29 protein-coding genes are annotated in these 19,875 nt (G+C 45.3%); all 29 read right to left on the reverse strand.

Annotated features, from left to right (window positions below; all coding sequences use genetic code 11):
* Positions 1–6: 6 nt before the first annotated feature.
* Positions 7–453, reverse strand: coding sequence for a 50S ribosomal protein L15 (gene rplO / locus M1D30_RS11395; protein WP_248504060.1), 447 nt, complete (start codon positions 451–453; stop codon positions 7–9).
* Positions 454–488: 35 nt separating this feature from the next.
* Entirely contained in the window at positions 489–665 is a 177-nt protein-coding gene (gene rpmD, locus M1D30_RS11400; RefSeq protein ID WP_248504061.1) for a 50S ribosomal protein L30, read from the reverse strand.
* 14 nt (positions 666–679) lie between these two features.
* Complete coding sequence (gene rpsE / locus M1D30_RS11405; protein WP_248504063.1) at positions 680–1,192, reverse strand: 30S ribosomal protein S5; 513 nt, start codon at positions 1,190–1,192, stop codon at positions 680–682.
* A gap of 6 nt (positions 1,193–1,198) precedes the next feature.
* Positions 1,199–1,543 carry a 50S ribosomal protein L18 gene (rplR, locus tag M1D30_RS11410; protein WP_091818940.1) on the reverse strand — a complete coding sequence of 115 codons (345 nt, stop codon included), beginning with the start codon at positions 1,541–1,543 and terminating at the stop codon, positions 1,199–1,201.
* A 27-nt stretch (positions 1,544–1,570) separates the two neighbouring features.
* A complete protein-coding gene (gene rplF / locus M1D30_RS11415) occupies positions 1,571–2,140 on the reverse strand; it encodes a 50S ribosomal protein L6 (protein ID WP_248504065.1) in 570 nt (189 codons plus the stop codon).
* A gap of 14 nt (positions 2,141–2,154) precedes the next feature.
* Positions 2,155–2,550 carry a 30S ribosomal protein S8 gene (gene rpsH / locus M1D30_RS11420; RefSeq protein WP_248504066.1) on the reverse strand — a complete coding sequence of 132 codons (396 nt, stop codon included), beginning with the start codon at positions 2,548–2,550 and terminating at the stop codon, positions 2,155–2,157.
* A 115-nt stretch (positions 2,551–2,665) separates the two neighbouring features.
* Positions 2,666–2,983 (reverse strand): 30S ribosomal protein S14, encoded by a 318-nt coding sequence (gene rpsN, locus M1D30_RS11425; protein ID WP_248504067.1) that lies wholly within the window; start codon positions 2,981–2,983, stop codon positions 2,666–2,668.
* 6 nt (positions 2,984–2,989) lie between these two features.
* Entirely contained in the window at positions 2,990–3,544 is a 555-nt protein-coding gene (gene rplE, locus M1D30_RS11430) for a 50S ribosomal protein L5 (protein WP_248504068.1), read from the reverse strand.
* The gene (gene rplX, locus M1D30_RS11435; protein WP_248504070.1) at positions 3,544–3,861 is read right to left on the reverse strand and encodes a 50S ribosomal protein L24; all 318 of its coding nucleotides are present in this window, start codon (positions 3,859–3,861) and stop codon (positions 3,544–3,546) included. The genes rplE and rplX overlap by 1 nt, the downstream gene beginning before the upstream one ends.
* Positions 3,862–3,881: 20 nt before the next feature.
* Positions 3,882–4,247 (reverse strand): 50S ribosomal protein L14, encoded by a 366-nt coding sequence (rplN, locus tag M1D30_RS11440; RefSeq protein WP_237825762.1) that lies wholly within the window; start codon positions 4,245–4,247, stop codon positions 3,882–3,884.
* A 2-nt stretch (positions 4,248–4,249) separates the two neighbouring features.
* Positions 4,250–4,516: a 30S ribosomal protein S17 gene (gene rpsQ, locus M1D30_RS11445; protein WP_091818933.1), complete on the reverse strand. Its 267-nt coding sequence runs from the start codon at positions 4,514–4,516 to the stop codon at positions 4,250–4,252.
* 2 nt (positions 4,517–4,518) lie between these two features.
* Positions 4,519–4,713 carry a 50S ribosomal protein L29 gene (gene rpmC, locus M1D30_RS11450; RefSeq protein ID WP_248504071.1) on the reverse strand — a complete coding sequence of 65 codons (195 nt, stop codon included), beginning with the start codon at positions 4,711–4,713 and terminating at the stop codon, positions 4,519–4,521.
* Positions 4,714–4,718: 5 nt separating this feature from the next.
* On the reverse strand, positions 4,719–5,147 hold the full coding sequence (gene rplP / locus M1D30_RS11455) for a 50S ribosomal protein L16 (protein WP_091818931.1): 429 nt from the start codon (positions 5,145–5,147) through the stop codon (positions 4,719–4,721).
* 24 nt (positions 5,148–5,171) lie between these two features.
* Positions 5,172–5,894, reverse strand: coding sequence for a 30S ribosomal protein S3 (gene rpsC, locus M1D30_RS11460; RefSeq protein ID WP_248504072.1), 723 nt, complete (start codon positions 5,892–5,894; stop codon positions 5,172–5,174).
* Between the two features lie 4 nt (positions 5,895–5,898).
* Positions 5,899–6,306: a 50S ribosomal protein L22 gene (gene rplV / locus M1D30_RS11465; protein WP_248504073.1), complete on the reverse strand. Its 408-nt coding sequence runs from the start codon at positions 6,304–6,306 to the stop codon at positions 5,899–5,901.
* A 46-nt stretch (positions 6,307–6,352) separates the two neighbouring features.
* A complete protein-coding gene (gene rpsS, locus M1D30_RS11470; protein ID WP_237820508.1) occupies positions 6,353–6,619 on the reverse strand; it encodes a 30S ribosomal protein S19 in 267 nt (88 codons plus the stop codon).
* Positions 6,620–6,640: 21 nt separating this feature from the next.
* A complete protein-coding gene (gene rplB, locus M1D30_RS11475; RefSeq protein ID WP_248504075.1) occupies positions 6,641–7,468 on the reverse strand; it encodes a 50S ribosomal protein L2 in 828 nt (275 codons plus the stop codon).
* A 5-nt stretch (positions 7,469–7,473) separates the two neighbouring features.
* Entirely contained in the window at positions 7,474–7,770 is a 297-nt protein-coding gene (gene rplW, locus M1D30_RS11480; RefSeq protein WP_248504077.1) for a 50S ribosomal protein L23, read from the reverse strand.
* 16 nt (positions 7,771–7,786) lie between these two features.
* Positions 7,787–8,416 carry a 50S ribosomal protein L4 gene (rplD, locus tag M1D30_RS11485; protein WP_248504079.1) on the reverse strand — a complete coding sequence of 210 codons (630 nt, stop codon included), beginning with the start codon at positions 8,414–8,416 and terminating at the stop codon, positions 7,787–7,789.
* Between the two features lie 3 nt (positions 8,417–8,419).
* On the reverse strand, positions 8,420–9,034 hold the full coding sequence (rplC, locus tag M1D30_RS11490) for a 50S ribosomal protein L3 (protein WP_248504081.1): 615 nt from the start codon (positions 9,032–9,034) through the stop codon (positions 8,420–8,422).
* Positions 9,035–9,365: 331 nt separating this feature from the next.
* Entirely contained in the window at positions 9,366–9,671 is a 306-nt protein-coding gene (rpsJ, locus tag M1D30_RS11495; protein ID WP_248504082.1) for a 30S ribosomal protein S10, read from the reverse strand.
* Positions 9,672–9,792: 121 nt separating this feature from the next.
* Positions 9,793–11,919, reverse strand: a complete 2,127-nt coding sequence (fusA, locus tag M1D30_RS11500) for an elongation factor G (RefSeq protein WP_248504084.1) — start codon at positions 11,917–11,919, stop codon at positions 9,793–9,795.
* A 36-nt stretch (positions 11,920–11,955) separates the two neighbouring features.
* Complete coding sequence (gene rpsG, locus M1D30_RS11505) at positions 11,956–12,432, reverse strand: 30S ribosomal protein S7 (RefSeq protein ID WP_248504086.1); 477 nt, start codon at positions 12,430–12,432, stop codon at positions 11,956–11,958.
* A 154-nt stretch (positions 12,433–12,586) separates the two neighbouring features.
* Positions 12,587–12,967, reverse strand: coding sequence for a 30S ribosomal protein S12 (rpsL, locus tag M1D30_RS11510; protein WP_013063973.1), 381 nt, complete (start codon positions 12,965–12,967; stop codon positions 12,587–12,589).
* Between the two features lie 351 nt (positions 12,968–13,318).
* Entirely contained in the window at positions 13,319–13,642 is a 324-nt protein-coding gene (locus tag M1D30_RS11515; protein WP_248504088.1) for a DUF3467 domain-containing protein, read from the reverse strand.
* Between the two features lie 83 nt (positions 13,643–13,725).
* On the reverse strand, positions 13,726–14,958 hold the full coding sequence (locus tag M1D30_RS11520) for a carboxypeptidase-like regulatory domain-containing protein (protein WP_248504089.1): 1,233 nt from the start codon (positions 14,956–14,958) through the stop codon (positions 13,726–13,728).
* Positions 14,955–15,374: a hypothetical protein gene (locus tag M1D30_RS11525; RefSeq protein WP_248504091.1), complete on the reverse strand. Its 420-nt coding sequence runs from the start codon at positions 15,372–15,374 to the stop codon at positions 14,955–14,957. The genes M1D30_RS11520 and M1D30_RS11525 overlap by 4 nt, the downstream gene beginning before the upstream one ends.
* A complete protein-coding gene (locus tag M1D30_RS11530) occupies positions 15,371–18,379 on the reverse strand; it encodes a hypothetical protein (RefSeq protein WP_248504093.1) in 3,009 nt (1,002 codons plus the stop codon). Before M1D30_RS11530 ends, M1D30_RS11525 begins: the two co-directional genes overlap by 4 nt.
* Positions 18,380–18,480: 101 nt before the next feature.
* Entirely contained in the window at positions 18,481–19,782 is a 1,302-nt protein-coding gene (locus M1D30_RS11535) for a lipopolysaccharide assembly protein LapB (protein ID WP_248504095.1), read from the reverse strand.
* Between the last annotated feature and the right edge of the window lie 93 nt (positions 19,783–19,875).

A 19,875-nucleotide genomic window follows, 5' to 3' on the forward strand; every position in this document is an offset into this window, starting at 1 on the left:
TCGTTTTTAGATTATTGTTGCGTTTCCACCTAATGCTTTGATAGCTTCTTCAGCTTTCTTCGAGAAGGCGTTAGCCTCCACGTCGATTTTGGTTTTGAGTTCGCCATTGGCAAGAACCTTGACCAATTCCTTACCATTGGTCAGGCCAGCAGCAACGAGTTCTGCTACACCAATCTTGGCAAAACCCTTCTCCTCAGCCAGTTTCTGGAGAGTAGAGAGGTTTACTGCGAAATACTCCTTGTGGTTAATGTTCTTGAAGCCAGACTTCGGAACACGACGCTGCAGAGGCATCTGACCACCTTCAAAACCAATCTTCCTCTTATAACCAGAGCGAGCCTTAGCACCCTTATGACCACGGGTAGAAGTACCACCCAAGCCAGAGCCGGGACCACGACCAATTCTACGACGTGAATGGGTTGAGCCCTCTGCAGGTTTCAAATTATTCAGTTTCATAATAGAATTCTGTTTTAAAAATGTGTGATTACTGTTTAGTCAATAACGGTCACCAGATGATGAACCTTGCGAATCATACCACGGAGGGCGGGAGTGTCTTCCTTCTCAACCTCCTGGCCAATCTTGCGAAGGCCCAGAGCCTCGAGGGTACGCTTCTGGTCAACGGGATAACCGATCTTACTCTTAATCTGCTTAATCTTAATTGTTGCCATAGTCTATATCTCCTTTATCCTCTGAATACTTTGTCCATACTGATTCCACGAGTGCCAGCCACGGTATAGGCATCACGCATCTGCTCAAGAGCAGCGATAGTAGCCTTTACCAGGTTGTGGGGGTTTGAAGAACCCTTTGACTTAGCAAGCACGTCTTTGATACCTGCGCTCTCAAGCACAGCACGCATAGCACCACCAGCCACAAGACCGGTACCAGCAGCAGCGGGCTTCAGGAACACCTGGGCACCACCAAAACGAGCTTCCATCTCATGAGGGATAGTACCCTTGAGAACGGGAACCTTTACGAGATTCTTCTTGGCAGACTCTACACCCTTGGCAATGGCAGCGGTAACTTCGCCAGCCTTACCAAGTCCCCAGCCAATTACACCATTGCCGTCACCGACAACTACAATAGCTGCGAACGTGAAGGTACGTCCACCCTTGGTCACCTTAGTTACACGGTTGATGGCAACCAGTCTGTCTTTCAGTTCAACGTCACTATTTACTCTAACTTTGTTCATTGCCATAATCGTTTAAAAATTAAGACCACCTTTACGGGCTGCATCAGCGAGTGACTTCACACGGCCGTGATAGAGATAACCGTTACGGTCAAATACAACTGACTCAACGCCAGCCTCTTTAGCCTTAGCAGCAATCATCTCACCAACCTTGGCAGCCTGCTCAATCTTAGGCATAGCCTCGAGGCCAGCAGAAGATGCAGATGCAAGTGTTTTACCTTCCAAATCGTTAATCACCTGAACGTAGATCTGCTTATTGCTGCGGAACACGCTCATACGAGGACGCTCGGCTGTACCGAACACGCTCTTACGAATTCTATATTTGATTTTGATTCGTCTTTCTACTTTCTTTGTCGTCATAATCTTGAATACTTAATTCTTAATTAATTACTTAGCTGAAGCTGACTTACCCGACTTACGACGGATAACCTCACCCTTAAACAAGATACCCTTTCCTTTATAAGGCTCAGGCTTGCGGAAAGAACGAATTTTTGCGCAAATGAGACCAAGCAACTGCTTGTCAGCACTTTCGAGTACTATCTGAGGATTCTGGTTACGCTCTGACTTAGTTTCAACCTTAACTTCCTTAGGAAGCTGGATAAAAATGGGGTGCGTATAACCCAGAGAGAACTCAATGAGGTTGCCCTGATTTGAAACACGGTAACCAACACCTACGAGCTCCATTTCCTTCTTGTAACCCTCGCTAACACCAACAACCATGTTGTTAACGAGTGCACGATACAGACCATGGAAAGCCTGCTTCTGCTTGATATTCACGGGGCTGTTCTCGTCAACCTCGAAGGTAACGTGACCATCCTCAATTTTTACGATGATAGACTTGTCGACTTTCTGCGAGAGCTCACCCTTGGGGCCTTTCACTGTAACGACTCCGTCCTTATCCTGAGCTACGGTAACACCTGCAGGAATACTAATTGGCAATTTTCCTATTCTTGACATATTCTATCCTCCAATTAATAAACGTAGCAAAGAACCTCACCACCAATCTTCAGCTGTGCGGCCTCTTTGTCTGTCATTACACCTTTAGACGTAGATAAGATTGCGATACCCAGTCCGTTAATAACTCTCGGCATATCCTTGTAACCAGTGTACTTGCGGAGACCTGGTGTAGATACGCGCTTCAAGAACTTGATGGCGTTCTCTTTAGTAACAGGGTCATACTTCAAGGCAACCTTGATAGTTCCCTGGGGGCCATCCTCAATGAACTTATAGTTCAGAATGTAACCCTTCTCGAAGAGGATCTTAGTAATTTCCTTCTTCAAGTTTGAAGCTGGTACTTCAACAACACGGTGATGAGCCATGATTGCGTTTCTCAACCTCGTCAGAAAATCTGCTATTGGATCTGTCATAAAAATAATTGTTTAATTAATCGGGACTCCCCCGACAATATTAAAAATAAAATCTCTTTCTCTGTTAATGGTCAACGGGTACAGGCTCTAGACCTGAAACCCATCGTCCAAATTCTTACCAGCTAGCCTTCTTCACGCCAGGGATCAAACCGTTTGAAGCCATCTCACGGAACTGAATACGCGACAGACCGAACTGACGCATATATCCTTTAGGACGTCCAGTGACCTTGCAACGATTGTGCAGACGGATAGGATTGGCATTGCGGGGAATCTCCTGCAACTTGCGAGCAGCCTCATAGGCAGCCATAGCTCCCTCTTCAGTGTTCACGTCAGCAGTAGCGATAATCTTCTTCAGAGCAGCACGCTTCTCAGCATAGCGAGCAACGAGCTTGGCGCGCTTAACCTCGCGGGCCTTCATTGATTCTTTTGCCATATCTCTTTAGTCGTTTTTAGCGTTCTTGAATGGAAGACCGAAAGCCTTCAGCAGAGCATAACCCTCTTCATCGGTCTTAGCCGTTGTAACGAAGGTGATGTTCATACCCTGGATACGATCTACTGAATCGATATTAATCTCGGGGAAGATAATCTGCTCCTGGATACCCAGTGTGTAGTTACCACGACCATCGAACTTGCTTTCGATACCCTTGAAGTCACGAATACGAGGCAGAGCAATGCGAACGAGCTTTTCAAGGAACTCATACATACGCTCACGACGTAATGTTACCATAACACCGATGGGCATCTTCTTACGAAGTTTGAAGTTAGCGATATCCTTCTTTGAGTAGGTAGCCACAGCCTTCTGACCAGTGATGGCAGAAATTTCATTAATTGCCACTTCGATGATCTTCTTGTCCTGTGTAGCGTCACCCAAACCCTGATTGACAACAATCTTCTTCAGGACGGGGATCTGCATAGCAGAGCTGTAGTTAAACTGCTTCATCAGAGCCGGAGCGATTTGCTCGGCATAGGTATTCTTCAGTTGTGCTGTATTCATTACTTAATCTCCTCTCCTGACTTTTTGGCAACACGAATTACGTTCTTACCTTCGTGCTTAATAGAAACACGAGTAGCCTTACCGCTCTTCGGGTCGATCAAACTTAAATTAGAAATGTGAATGGGAGCCTCTACCTTCTCGAAGCCACCCTGAGGATTCTTGGCATTGGGCTTGGTGCTCTTGTTGACGAAGTTTACACCCTCAACAATAGCACGTTCCTTTTCTACCAAGACCTTCAGCACCTTACCAGTCTTGCCCTTATCCTCACCGGCCAGGACAATAACGGTATCGTTTTTCTTGATATGTAACTTACTCATTACTTTTAATCTTTTTAATGTTAAAGAACCTCAGGTGCCAAAGAAACAACCTTCATGTTAACTGCACGCAGTTCACGAGCAACGGGGCCGAAGATACGGCTACCACGAAGCTCACCAGCATTGTTCAGCAGCACACAGGCATTGTCATCAAATCGGATGTATGAACCGTCAGCACGACGGATTTCCTTCTTTGTGCGAACAATCAGAGCCTTTGACACTGCACCCTTTTTCACATCACTAGTAGGGATTGCGTTCTTGATAGCAACGACAATCACGTCGCCTACACTAGCATAACGGCGGCGGGTACCACCCAGCACACGAATACAGAGAGCCTCGCGTGCACCGCTGTTATCACAAACTGTAAGTCTTGATTCTGCTTGTATCATAATTACTTAGCCTTTTCAACGATTTGAACTAATCTCCAGCGCTTTGTCTTTGACAGAGGGCGGGTTTCCATAATGAGCACCGTATCACCTACGTTGCACTCATTCTTCTCATCATGTACATGGTACTTCTTCGTCTTCTGAACGAACTTACCATAAATAGGGTGCTTCTCCTTGAACTTAGCGGCAATAACAATGGTTTTATCCATTTTGTTGCTGATAACGACACCCTGTCTTGTCTTTCTTAAATTTCTTGTTTCCATCTGGACCATTGTTATTTGTTAAGTTCTCTCTGACGGAGTTCCGTCTTGATGCGTGCGATATCGCGACGTGCAGCCTTAATCAGTGATGGATTCTCCAGCGGAGTAACGTTGTGATTAAACTTCATCTGGTTGTACTTAGCAACCTCAGTCTCCAAACGCTCGGCCAATTCCTTGGTCTCAAGCTCCTTAATTTCCTTCGTCTTCATACTAATTAAGCGTTTTTATCGTAGTCACGTCTTACAACAAACTTGGTCTTCACAGGCAGCTTCTGAGCACCGAGGCGAAGAGCCTCCTTAGCGATCTCAAAAGGAACGCCTTCCACTTCGAAGAGGATACGACCAGGAGTTACAGGTGCAACCCATCCTGCGGGATCACCCTTACCCTTACCCATTCGGACGTCAGCAGGTTTGCGAGTGATGGGTTTGTCGGGGAAGATGCGGATCCATACCTGACCTTCACGATTCATATAACGATTGATGGCCACACGAGCAGCCTCAATCTGGCGGCTGTCAATCCATTTAGCGTCAAGTGTCTTGATGCCAAATGAGCCGAAAGCCAGCGTTGTACCTCTGTGGGCGTTGCCTTTATTGCCACGTCCGTCCTGAGGTCTTCTATATCTTACTCTCTTAGGTTGTAACATGATAGCTTCTAACTTTACAAATTATTACTTTTTCTTATTACGGAACTTACGGCCACCATTGTTACCGCCGTTACCACGGAGGCCCTGCTTCTCCTGAGCGAAGTTAGGTGCAAGGTCAACCTTACCGTAAACTTCTCCACGGCAGATCCAAACCTTGATACCCAGCAGACCTACCTTAGTAAGAGCCTCTGCCTGACAGAAATCGATGTCAGCACGGAAGGTATGCAACGGAGTACGACCTTCCTTAATCATCTCACTGCGTGCGATCTCAGCTCCGTTAAGACGTCCCGAAATCTGAACCTTGATACCCTCGGCACCGGCGCGCATGGTATTTGCAACAGCCTGCTTGATAGCGCGACGATATGCAATCTTGCCCTCAATCTGGCGAGCGATATTAGTGGCAACGATTGTTGCATCGAGTTCTGGACGCTTTACTTCAAAGATATTAATCTGAATCTCCTTGTCGAAGAGCTTCTTCAATTCATCCTTCAGATTATCAACATCCTGTCCACCTTTACCAATGACGATACCCGGACGAGCCGTACAAATAGTAATGGTAACCAGTTTCAAAGTGCGCTCGATGACAATCTTCGAAACGCTAGCCTTGGCCAGACGCTCGTTGAGGTACTTACGGATTTTCTGATCCTCTACCAGGTTATCTCCGAAGTCCTTGCCTCCGAACCAATTTGAATCCCAACCTCTAACGATACCCAGACGGTTGCTAATTGGATTTATTTTCTGTCCCATTCTATTATTCTTTTACGTCGTTAGTTTTAGCGTCAACAAACAGAGTAACGTGGTTACTGCGCTTGCGAATGCGATAGCCACGGCCCTGAGGTGCGGGGCGCATACGCTTCAAAGTAACACCTTCGTCTACGAAGACGCGAGTAATGAACAGTTCGCCAGCCTCAGCTTTGCGATCGTTCTTCTGCTCCCAGTTATTAATAGCCGAACGGAGAAGTTTCTCCACATCGGCAGCAGCGGCCTTCTTTGAGAAGCGAAGCACACCGAGTGCGCGATTCACCTCCATGCCACGGATCATATCCACGACATAGTGCATCTTGCGCGGAGAAGAAGGACAGCCTTTCAACTTTGCAAAATACTGTGTCTTAAGAGCTGCTTTTCTCTCTTCAGCCTTAATATGTTTTCTTGCTCCCATTGTAATTCTAAATTCTAAATTCTTAAATTCTTAATTATCCCTGGGATTACTTCTTATTACCGGCATGACCACCGAAGCGACGTGTGGGTGCGAACTCACCGAGCTTGTGACCAACCATGTTCTCAGTAATGTAAACAGGGATAAATTTGTTACCGTTATGAACTGCAACAGTGTGTCCCACGAAATCGGGTGAGATCATTGATGCTCTGGCCCATGTCTTCACGACAGTCTTCTTGCCGCTCTCATTCATTGCGAGAACTTTCTTCTCGAGAGCAACGTTGATATACGGACCTTTCTTTAATGAACGACTCATAATTTACGCTTGTTTTCTTGTTTACTTCTTGTTAGCTCTTTCAATAATGTACTTGTTTGAAAGTTTCTTAGGTGCACGTGTCTTCAGACCCTTAGCGTAGAGACCCTTACGTGAACGTGGGTGACCACCAGACTGACGACCTTCACCACCACCCATTGGGTGATCATGCGGGTTCATAACAACACCACGGTTGTGTGGACGACGACCCAACCAACGTGAACGACCAGCCTTACCAGACTGTTCCAGAGCGTGGTCAGAGTTACCCACTGCACCTACAGTAGCTTTACAAGCAGAGAGTACCTTACGTGTCTCACCTGAAGGGAGCTTAATCACGCAGTAGTCTCCCTCACGAGAAGTCAACTGTGCAAAATTACCAGCCGAACGAACGAGCAATGCACCCTGACCAGGACGGAGCTCAATGTTATGAATCACCGTACCTACAGGAATGTTGGCGAGCGGAAGAGCATTACCAATCTCAGGTGCTGCCTCTGCTCCAGACATCAGAGTCGAACCAACCTGCAGTCCATTAGGAGCAATAATGTAACGTTTTTCACCATCTGCGTAGAAAAGAAGCGCAATGCGAGCTGAACGGTTAGGATCATACTCGATTGTCTTAACTACAGCAGGAACACCATCTTTCTCTCGCTTGAAGTCGATAACGCGATACTTCTGCTTGTGGCCACCGCCCATGTAACGGACAGTCATCTTACCGGTGTTATTACGACCGCCGGTAGAGCGCTTACCGTAAACGAGAGACTTCTCTGGCACGGATGCAGTAATATCCTCGAACGTGCCAATAATCTTGTGTCTTTGACCCGGAGTTACGGGCTTTAATTTACGTACTGCCATTTCTATTAATCAATATTGCTATAAAAATCAATTTCTTCACCCTCTTTCAGAGTGACAATTGCCTTCTTGAAGGCGTTCTTCTGTCCCTTAACGAGGCCGGCCTTTGTGTAGCGCTGGCTACGCTTACCAGCATAACGAACCGTGTTTACATCCTCAACAGTAACGTTGTAGAGTGCCTCAACTTCCTTCTTAATCTCGATTTTGTTGGCCTCAGGACGGACAACGAAGCCGTAGCGGTTAGGCTGCTTCTCCGTAATCTTGGTCATCTTCTCAGTGACCAGGGGTTTTATAATAAATGCCATAGTCTAAAATCTCCTTTTACTTGTTTAAGATTCCGTCGATGGCCTCCAGTGACTTCTCAGTAATAACGAGTACGTCAGCGTCAAGCACCTTATAGGTGTTAACATTAGCTGCCTCGATTACCTGAGCCTTCTGCAGGTTGCGAGCCGACAAATATACATTTTTATTTGCTTCTGGCAAAACGAAGAGCATTTTCTTGCCGTCAACTTTAAGATTTTTAGCAATATTTACGAATTCTTTTGTTTTGGGAGCCTCGAAAGCGAAGTCCTCAACAACCAATATTGCATTATCCTGAGCCTTATAAGACAAAGCTGACTTACGAGCAAGCTGCTTAACCTTCTTGTTCAGCTTAAAGCTATAGTCACGAGGAGTAGGACCGAACACACGAGCACCACCACGCAACAGAGGTGAGTTAATATCACCATGACGTGCGCCACCGCCGCCCTTCTGACGACCAAGTTTGCGAGTTGATCCAGAGATCTCGCTACGTTCCTTAGACTTAGCGTTACCCTGACGCTGGTTAGCCATATACTGCTTAACGTCCAGATAGATCACGTGGTCATTAGGCTCAACACCAAAGATAGCCTCATTAAGAGTTACCTTTCTACCGGTCTCCTGACCGTTGATATTCAATACACTAACTTCCATCTCTTACTTTTCGATTAAAACAGTTGAACCATTACATCCAGCGCAGCTACCCTTCACAAGCAGAAGGTTGTGCTCGGGAATCACCTTTAACACTTTCAAGTTCTGCGTGGTCACGCGATCGCCACCCATGTGGCCACCCATACGCATTCCCTTGAACACCTTAGCGGGATAAGAACAGGCACCGATAGAACCGGGCTTACGCAGACGGTCATCCTGACCGTGAGTGCTCTGGCCTACGCCACCGAATCCATGACGCTTCACAACGCCCTGGAAGCCTTTACCTTTAGAAGTACCTACAACGTCTACGAACTCTGCGTCTGCGAAAAGCTCTACGGTGAGAGTATCACCAAGGTTGTAGTCCTCTTCAAACTTGAACTCGGCCAAGTGGGCCTTCGGAGTTGTGCCGGCTTTCTTGAACACGCCCATCATAGGCTTTGTGGTGTTCTTCTCTTTAGCCTCGCCAAAACCGAGCTGAACAGCCTTATAGCCATCCTTCTCAACTGTCTTGACCTGGGTCACAACGCAAGGACCAACTTCGATAACAGTGCACGGTACATTCTTACCGTCGGCACTGAAAACGGATGTCATTCCGATTTTTCTTCCTAATAATCCTGGCATTTCAGTTTAAAATTTAAATAATAATGTTATAAATACAAATGTTAATTACTCACGTTTTAAGTGTCATTTTGCCATTCAAACACCTATATACACACAAAAAGCAGAAACAGCCCACTCCTTCCTTTTGGAGTCATAAACTGCTCTTTTTCAGTGTATTGTTAGCATTCAGCCAGCGCAATAGCCACTTTTGCGGCTGCAAAGGTACACATTATTATTGAATATTCCTATACACCATAGGTATGCTATAACATTTTTTAGCATTTTTTATAAGAAAATAAAAAGCGATACACAATTCTGTGCATCGCTTTATATAATGAGGAATAAGATAGTACTATACCTTGATCTCTACCTCAACACCGCTAGGAAGTTCGAGCTTCATCAGCGCATCAACAGTCTTAGCTGTTGAGCTATAGATATCAATCAGACGCTTATAGTCTGACAACTGGAACTGCTCACGGCTCTTCTTATTAACGAAGGTTGAGCGGTTAACGGTGTAGATACGCTTGTGAGTAGGAAGGGGAATAGGACCGCTAATAACAGCACCTGTAGCCTTCACAGCCTTCACAATCTTCTCTGCTGACTTGTCTACGAGTTTGTGATCGTAGCTCTTCAGCTTAATACGAATTTTCTGACTCATTGTCTATTCAATTATATGTTTTGTTATTAATACCTCCGCTAAAGAGTCATTTGCTCAGCGAAGTTTTTTATATAATCCAGGAATTCCTAGGAAAACCTAGAAACTCCCAGACATTTACTAATTAAACGAGGTCGGCGCGACCCTTAACCTCCTCAAGCACAGTCTTTGCAATAGCACTTGACAGAGGAGCATGGTGATCATACTCCATTGAGCTAGTAGCACGACCTGAAGTAATGGTACGAAGAGCGGTTACATAACCGAACATCTCTGACAGAGGTACCTGAGCCTTTACAACACGAGCACCACTACGAGCTTCTTCCATGCCTTCTACCTGACCACGACGCTTATTCAAGTCACCGATCACGTCACCCATGTTCTCTTCAGGAGTAACAACCTCAAGCTTCATCACAGGCTCCATCAGCACAGGCTTAGCTTTAGCGCAAGCCTCTTTATAAGCCATCTGTGCTGCGATTTCGAATGAGAGCTGGTCAGAGTCAACGGGGTGGAAACCACCATCAACAACAACCACCTTCAAAGAATCAACAGGATAGCCGCCGAGGATACCATTCTTCATAGCAGCCTCAAAGCCCTTCTGGATAGAAGGAATGAACTCCTTAGGAATGTTACCACCCTTCACCTCGTTAACGAACTGAAGACCACCGTTAGTCTTAACATCATAGTCAGGATCAACGGGACCAACCTTAACAAGCATCTTAGCGTACTTACCGCGACCACCAGACTGCTTCTTGTAAACCTCCTCGATCTCAACTTCCTTAGTGATGGCCTCCTTATAGTTAACCTGAGGCTTGCCCTGGTTACACTCTACCTTGAACTCACGCTTCAGTCGATCGATAATAATATCGAGGTGAAGCTCACCCATACCAGAGATAATGGTCTGGCCGCTCTGCTCATCGGTACGTACAGTGAAAGTAGGATCCTCTTCTGCCAACTTAGCCAGACCGTTATCCAGCTTAGCAATGTCAGCCTGAGACTTAGGCTCAACAGCGATAGAAATCACAGTGTCGGGGAAAGTCATTGACTCCAGCACGATAGGCTTCTCCTCATCACAGAGGGTATCACCAGTGCGGATATCCTTGAAACCTACACCTGCACCGATATCACCAGCGTCGATTGAGTCCATAGGAATTTCCTTATTAGAGTTCATCTGGAACAGACGGCTAATACGCTCCTTTTTACCCGAACGGGGATTGTAAACATAAGAACCAGCCTTCACGCTACCAGAGTAGACGCGGAAGAACACCAGACGACCCATGTATGGATCGGTTGCAATCTTAAATGCAAGAGCTGAAGTTGCCTCATCCTCACTTGGCTTACGACTTTCCTCTTCCTCAGTGTTGGGGTTTGTACCAATTACTGCCTCAGTATCCAGAGGAGAAGGCAGAAATGCACATACATAGTCGAGCAAAGGCTGAACACCCTTGTTCTTATATGAAGAACCCAGCAACATTGGAGTACATGCCATTGAGATAGTACCCTTACGGATAGCGGCAATAATCTCATCCTCAGTGATTGAGTTAGGATCATCAAAGTACTTCTCCATCAGAGCCTCATCGAACTCAGCAGCAGACTCAAGCAGCTTGTTACGCCATTCATCGCACTCTGCAGCGAGGTCAGCAGGAATCTCCTCAACATCATACTCAGCACCCATAGTCTCATCGTGCCACAGAATAGCCTTCATTTTGATCAGGTCAACCAGACCCTTGAAGTTCTCCTCAGCACCAATAGGTACCTGAATCACAACAGGGTTAGCACCCAGGATATCCTTCATCTGCTGAACAGTCTCAAAGAAGTCAGCACCAGAGCGGTCCATCTTGTTAACATAACCAATACGAGGTACATTGTACTTATCAGCCTGACGCCACACAGTCTCAGACTGAGGCTGAACGCCATCAGCAGCAGAGTAAGTTGCCACAGCACCGTCGAGAACACGGAGTGAACGCTCTACCTCAGCGGTGAAGTCCACGTGTCCCGGAGTATCGATCAAGTTAATCTTATAGTTATTATTATTCCACTTCCAACTACAGGTAGTAGCAGCAGAAGTAATAGTGATACCACGCTCCTGCTCCTGAGCCATCCAGTCCATGGTAGCTGCACCATCGTGCACCTCACCAATCTTGTGAGTCTTACCTGTATAGAACAGGATACGCTCTGAAGTAGTTGTCTTACCGGCATCAATGTGAGCCATAATACCGATATTACGGGTCAAATGCAAATCTTGTTTTGCCATTGTTTCCTTGTTTAGCTGTTAACCTATTACCTTAAATTAGAAGCGGAAGTGAGCGAATGCACGGTTAGCCTCAGCCATGCGGTGCATATCTTCCTTACGCTTGAATGCGCCACCCTGGTTATTGAAGGCATCCATGATCTCGGCAGCCAACTTATCGGCCATTGACTTACCACTGCGCTTACGTGCAAAGGCAATCATGTTCTTCATTGAGATACTCTCCTTACGGTCAGGACGAATCTCAGTAGGAACCTGGAATGTTGCACCACCGATACGACGGCTCTTCACCTCTACAAGAGGAGTGATGTTGTCCAGAGCCTGCTTCCAGATTTCCAGGGGAGCCTTCTCAGCATCCTTCATCTTGTCCTTCACAATCTCCAGAGAGTTGTAGAAAATCTCATATGACTTCGACTTCTTACCATCGAACATCAAATGATTCACGAACTTTGAGACCTTCTGGTCATTGAACACGGGATCCGGCAGGATCACACGCTTCTTTGGTTTTGCTTTTCTCATTTTTTTGTTTTGAATGATTTTGTCTGCTAGGGCTGTTCTTCGTCTGTTCTTCAACGTCCACACTCGGACATTTACTCAACCTTTTTAAGATTCACCAGCAAAACGGTTTTTCTTTTTCTTTCTTTAATTCGGCTACTTAACCATCACCGGTTAATTACTTCTTAGCCTTGGGACGCTTTGCACCGTACTTAGAACGACGCTGCGTGCGGTTTGCAACACCGGCGGTATCCAGAGTACCACGAACGATGTGATAACGTACACCGGGAAGGTCCTTCACACGACCGCCACGAACCAGCACGATGCTGTGTTCCTGCAAGTTGTGTCCCTCTCCGGGAATGTAACTGTTGACTTCCTTCTGGTTAGTCAAACGAACACGGGCTACCTTACGCATAGCCGAATTAGGCTTCTTGGGAGTGGTCGTATAAACGCGAACGCACACACCGCGACGCTGAGGACAGTTGTCCAACGCGGGTGACTTCGACTTGTCTACGATCACCTTTCTGCCTTTGCGAACCAATTGTGAAATTGTAGGCATAATTAATTTTAATTTTGTTTATTATTTATATATTATATTGTGTAAATTCCTGTATATAGTATGCCCTCGCCACTTACGGAGACATTTCGGGCTGCAAAGGTACACATTTTATTTTAATCTACCTAATACACACAAAAAGAAAACCTCCACTTTCTACCAAAATTAACAAAGTATAAGGTTTTTAACTTAAATTATATCTTACCAATATGCCAATAGATATATTACGTACGCGATAAAACAAAAAGTCCACAGAAAAAGAGCACCTTGTTTCATAAATAAAGTATGCCATTTAGCAGGTATAAGTGACATACTTACACATGCCAAATGGCATACTTATGACATACAAATATATTATGCCTCGCCCTTACCTGAGCCAAATGGAGCAATGGTGCGGGGACCTTGTGGTTGTTCTGGCATTTTGATGGGGCCAAATTGGCGTTCATATCGCATAATATTCTCTTGCAGAGCGCCGAGTAAGCGTTTTGCATGCTCGGGAGCGAGGATAACACGGCTACGTACCTGAGCTTTAGGGAGTCCCGGCAACATACGAGCGAAGTCTAAGATAAACTCACTTGAAGAATGTGTAATAATTGCAAAGTTAGCATACTCGCCCTGAGCTTTATCGGGCGTCAATTCTATCTGCAGTCCAGGCTGCTTCTGTTCGTTCTCATTCATTTCTTTAAAGGTTTTTAAATTACAAAGCAAAGGTACTACTTTTCCATGAATCCCACAAGAATGAAGTGCTAATAAATGCCAAATCAACGAAAAACACCGAACAAATGCTTATTATTAAAGAGTTTCATAACCTCCTGCTCTACCGTTGTACGACGAACAATCTCGTTATTATCCCAGAAAGTAGAGTCATACCCCTGCTTGTCTATCACCTTTTGAATCTGACTATCAAACCTCATTCGTCCCTTACGCTTTTTGAACAAGCGCTGAAAGAAACTAGTCTTCTTAACGTTCTCATTCATACTCAAGTTAAACAATGTAGACCGAGTGATGATTTTCTGCCCCTTAAAAGCATGCATAGACTGCACGAAGACCGACTGCACCTCTGGAAAGCCCCTTTCTTCCGTTAAATTCACATCAAACAAAAAAGACGTCGGCAACAAATGCTGGTTTTTGAGATGATATCTACCCATTTTAGGCTCACGCGTTACCACCCAGAAATTATACCCTTGTCCAACAATACGTCTCAGATGCAGTGTTTTTTCGTCCACAAAGAGTGTACAACCAATAGTTGCATATTTAGATGCCGAACTCGGATTGGGGAAGAAATCAATAACAAAAACTCGGTTGCCGTCATCATCTATAACCCGATATGAATACTTATAGTATTTTTTAAAATTACGGAACAACGGCACCAAATCAGCATCTGGAGAAGGCGATCTATAGGACGCAGCCACCACGATCTCCGAGAAAGTATAAAAATTTCCGAAATATGAATAGAAGTGAGATGAGTCGGGCACAATCCCCGCATAGCGTCCCGTCATCAACTGTAAATCGTGAAGAGCCACCCCAGAGCCACCAGAGAGGAAAGCTTCAAGAAACTCATAGCACGTGCTATCAGCGAAGGCCGTCTGTCGATAAAAGAACTCAGAGGTCTTACGTTTGTGGTTTCTCATTTGCGTAAGTGTCTCCTTACATATTTTATTAATCAATGGAGCCACAGGTGTAACCACCAAGTCTGGCAACAGATGTTCATTGGGTTTCAACGTCACCACGCCTTTCAATTCTGAAGCCTTCACGTGAACAGCACGATAGCCCACATAAGAAATGTGCAGCATAGCATCAGGAGCACAATCAATAACAAATTCGCCATCAAGGTTTGTAATGGTCGATGCTTCGGGACCGACATAGACACTGGCAAAAGGCAGGTGAGAACGGGTCACCGCGTCGACCACAGTAGCCTCAAACCGTGTAGTCTGAGCATGAGCCATTAACTGACCGAAAAACAGCACCATGGATATGAGCAAGCTTTTTCTCATAGTTTATCCGAATATTCACCTTCACGCAAAGTCTTATCACTTAATCTCATTGGAACACAGCGCAACGAGCAGTCAGGTTCCTTCTCATCTGTATCAGCATAGCGTCCTTGAGCCCTGTAACGGCGACCTTGATAGGTAAAGACAAGGGAGAAATCGAACTGCAGTGTATCTCCCTTTTTCTTCTTACAACTCAGTTTACCAGTCTCCACCTTCTCGCGTTTCAATTGTCCACGTTTGGTTACGAAAGCCTTATTCAACTTAAGAACATCCTCTGGAGGGGCAGCATAAATCAGTTGCACATTGAGGTATACCGAATCGGTCACCGCCGTCTGCAGACTAACGGTTCTACTTTGCTGAGCAGAAACGTCCAAGACTGTAGCCACAAGAATGGCAAGTATGACAAGAATCTTCTTCATTTGCCGTTCATGATAGGTTGACCATTAGCCGTGATACCCTCAGCCGAGACTGCCAGACGGCGACTAAACCCATTATTATAAAATTCAATATGTGCACGACCATCGGCATCTGTCTTCACCTGTGGGTTCCAATAAACCGTACGTCGATAATCCGTATCCTCAGGTTCCGGCTCCCAGTCATAATCAGGATGATAGAACTCCGCAGGCTGAGTGAAGCCTTGAAAATTAATGCGGAAGCCCATGAAATCTGGCAAAGGATGAGTATTACTATAAGTACTGTCCGTTATAAAGTTGAATACCGAAGTGACAGGCATATAAAAGTTACCTGTGGGGAAGATGCCTTCGTGATAGCGCCCCGGCTGATGGGTCAACTGCCGATTGTTAGTATCAGCAAACAGTTGTAATTCCTTAAAATTCTCGTTGACCGGAAACATACGGAGGCCATTGGGTAACAAGCTCTGTGAACCAGCAACAGCAGATGTAAAATGAGGAATAGTTCCATCAACATTAGCATCAACATAGACATCATTCATACCATCAAGTCCAAATATATAAAGCATTTCAGACAGATGTGCAAAATACGGACGATCCTCCAACTCATGAGTCACATGCGGTATCCATTGATCAACAGCCGGATTACTTTCGTTAGGATGAATCATCCTGCCAGCACTTGCATCCTTTTGTAATTCATCAAGCATCCATGCATAATCTTCACTCATCATCCTGCGTGCAAAATCATCATTTATCTCACCATAAGTATGCTGATAAGTTGTATTAGTACGGAACTTAAAGTCCTGTATATCGCCAAAGATATTGCATAGCCAAGTCATCATATCCTTCACGTTCATCACAGATGCAGGAGTCGCTTTACTCAACTCTATCCAACGGCGATTCGCAGTTTTCTGAATATTAGGCAATGTATACGTCCTGCTTTTGTTGTCGTAAGCTATTCGTTGCTCCGCCTCTTTAGTATTAACAGCCATATACCCATAGCGGAAGATGTCACGGTCAATAGGATCAGTCAAAGCAGCCGTCTCATAATAGTCATAATTCTTAGGCAGCGGCGAATACTGGTTGAGCGGCTCCATACGCTTACCAATCATAAACAGGGGTCGTTTAATGGTGTTCCAACGGAAATTATGACCAATCACCCCACCCTTCGTCGGTCCAATTTCCTCTATGCTATTCTTGTTAAGCATCAAAGCCATTTGGCCCTTGCCATAGAACGGTTCCATATTAAAGCGAAAAGTTCCAGCTGAATCAATCTTGGCCTCACAGTCCAGGATAATCATCTTAGGCTGAATAAAACTATCAAGCGAGTGATCACGTGCCACAGTATCTCCCTCAATATACAGTTCAGAGTAGACCCAATAGGGCTTGTTGGCTTGAAGTTTCCAATGCTTTTTTGCATGATAGTCGTTATCATCCCAAACACGAGCGGCAAATGTCAATCCACGTTCCACAGCTAGCAAGGGCTCATAGTCGCTGCCACTCATCATCTGTTCATAGTCGTAACGAGTCCACCCCTGAACCATCATCAACTGATCCAGGGCTCCTCGATGTTCCGCATCATCAGATTCGAAATAATACCCTGGGTGCGGAATAAAGCCCTTCACCTCTGACGATAACAGCAAATAAGTCAATACTGTGTTATCATCATAAGTCTCCTCGCGGCTAATATCATCAGTAACCGCAATCGAGAAGTCGTGCTCGGCTCTGACAGGCTGTCCCTTGGAGTCTACCAACTGATAATCCAGAATCATCTTCTGATAAGGCTCCAGACTATCCGCCTGCCATGTTGAAAGCGTTTGTTGCAGTTTATAGCCATCCATATCGTGGTTATTCACAAACACCAGTCGCTGTGCCAGAACCTTTCCGTCGGAAGTAAAGAGTGACACCACATTAACACCCGTCTGAAGAGAATGCTTATCTATCATCATGACAGCCGAGAGATCGTTCTCCAAGTCAACTACATCATAATAATAGGTATGACCACGCGAGGTCACACTAAGACCCAGTTGCTGACCTGGTGTCTTAGCATTGCGTGCTACGATGGTCTTCATCTGTTCGTTATTTGAGAATACGCAAAGTGAATAGCCACGCCTCTTCGGTTTCGGCAGAGGAAAAGAATAATCCTTTCCCGCATAGTTCACCTTCAGTTCCAGTCCTTTCATCAGTTCCTCTGAATCCAAAGAATCGGGAGTCACTGAAAAGACGCCACGACCAGCATAGTCTGATTTAAATCGACCTATTACCTTTCCTCGACGAACCAACTGTCCTTCTACGTTCAGTGTACGACCTTCACTATCATGCGCTTGATAAGCTATACGTCCTTCCACATCACGAATCATATTTCCTCCCTCGGGATAGAAGTCAATCTTTAAGCGATTCTTCTCTCTATCAATAGTCGAAGAGGTAGCCTTAGCAAGTTGAGGCATACGACGCTGGTAATAGTTTCCACTATCCACTGGCTCATAGATAGGAAACACACGCGAAAAGACACCAGCATTACCCTGCATATAGCGAAGCACACGTTCGCCCCACTGGCGACGTGCCTGATTAGAATGTAAGCGGCGCCAGCCATGAGGATCGCCCGTAGTAAAGTTCAGCATCCACTGGGTATAGGCGCGCACCTCATAGAAGCCGGCATTCAACGTATCCTTCAGTTCAAAAGAACCATGAGCCTGACCGTTCTCAATAATCAGTTTCTGTGTCTCAACGGGATAACCAATTGGATTTAGCAATTCTACATATAGTATTCTACTAATGTCCGTATGATGAAGATTATCATCACGCACCACATAAGCATTAAACCAGATGTTCTCACCTTTATAATACGAGGTATTGTCAAAGTGTACATACACGCGCTCGGTAGGGAACAAACGCGAGAAACGCTCAAAATTCTCCTGACGCGAGAGCAACAATGAATCCTGATTGACATCTTCTGCGAATGTCAACGTGAGGCTAGAGAGCCAGATAACCAATGCGAAAAATACCTTTTTCATATGTACTACATTAAATAATTTCTGCTGCAAAAGTACGATTTTCGCGCTTTTCAGCCTCACATTTCACTTCACAAACACTTCACAATCGCTTCACAATGTCTTCACAGCCCCGTTTTCGTCGGGAAAAGTCGCAAGAACTGGTTCAAATCGTCTGCCGCCCCCTCCTTGTCAAACATCTTTTGGAAAAGTCGTTTACGCAGATTTGTAATGGCTTGTTGTGTCTTACAAAGAACAGCAGCTATTTGTTGATTAGTAAATTCCAACTTCAACAGCATACACGTTTGCAGTTCTTGTGGTTTGATGGCTGGGTAAAAAGCCGTCAGTTTCTCTGCGAACCCATCAGCATGGGTGTTGACATAAGCCATAATCTCCTCCCATTGTTCAGGATTAATACTCTCGTCCATCAATATCTGACGATAGAGTCGGGTGTTACGGAACTGCTCAACCAGCTGTTCTTGAGAACTGCGAGCACGATTAACCAAAGCCTGACGGTCTTTCTCCTGCTGTTGTTTCAGCCGAGCTATACGACTGCGAACATAAATTATAACTATAGCCAGTAGCATGATAGCTGCGAAGACAACCACAGCCATCATCCTATAGAGTCGATAGTTCTCACGTTCAACATCCAGTTGACGGGCCAACGAACTCACCAGATTGGCGTTTTCCTCCTGCATCTGTAGTTTTGCCGAATCAACCAAGGCGGCACACTCCTGTGCATAGCCATAAGCCTGTTCCCAGTCGTTAGCCTCACCCGCCAACTCTCCAAGATACATAGCAGCAGAGGCCCTGCTATTCACATTGTCGGTCTCCATACATCTCTGAAAGAAATATTCGGCCGAATCCGTAATACCTATCTCCAGGTAGAAGCGGCCAGCTACCAGACATGATGGTCCCGACTGATAATTCTTTGTTAACTGAAACACAAGTTGACGAGCATCATCTGCGCGATTCATTCTCATCAGCAAAGAAATATACTCAGGATACACATACAACTTCAAACTATCTGCTGACGACGACAGAATCAAGCTGTCAGCCTCTTCAAAACACTTTAAAGCCGCTTCCAGTTGATGTTCAGAACGAGACAAACGTCCTATGTCACGTAAAACAAGAACCTTTTGAGTTACATCATTCTGTTCAGAAACCATTTGCAAAGCCTGCTCATAATAAGTATGGGCCTGTTGTATATTATGCTGATCCATGGATAAACGACCCAACTCACACAAAGCCTTCACCACATATTGTGCATCGTCATCCGCCTCTACCGACAACAAGTATTCACGCATAGCATCAGCCACGCGATTATGCTCTGCCAGTATCTCTCCACGCTGATAACGAGTCTGCGACTCATCACCTGTAGAACATGAAACGAAGAAAAGAACGATAACAAATATTATCGCCTTCATCCTACACATTTCATTCTCAAAGAACATAGTAGTAATTTTTTCGTTTGCAAATATAAATAAAAAAAGCCGAAAGTACAAAACTTCCGGCTTTTT

It is taken from the genome of Prevotella sp. E15-22 (genome assembly GCF_023204875.1).
GTDB lineage: Bacteria > Bacteroidota > Bacteroidia > Bacteroidales > Bacteroidaceae > Prevotella.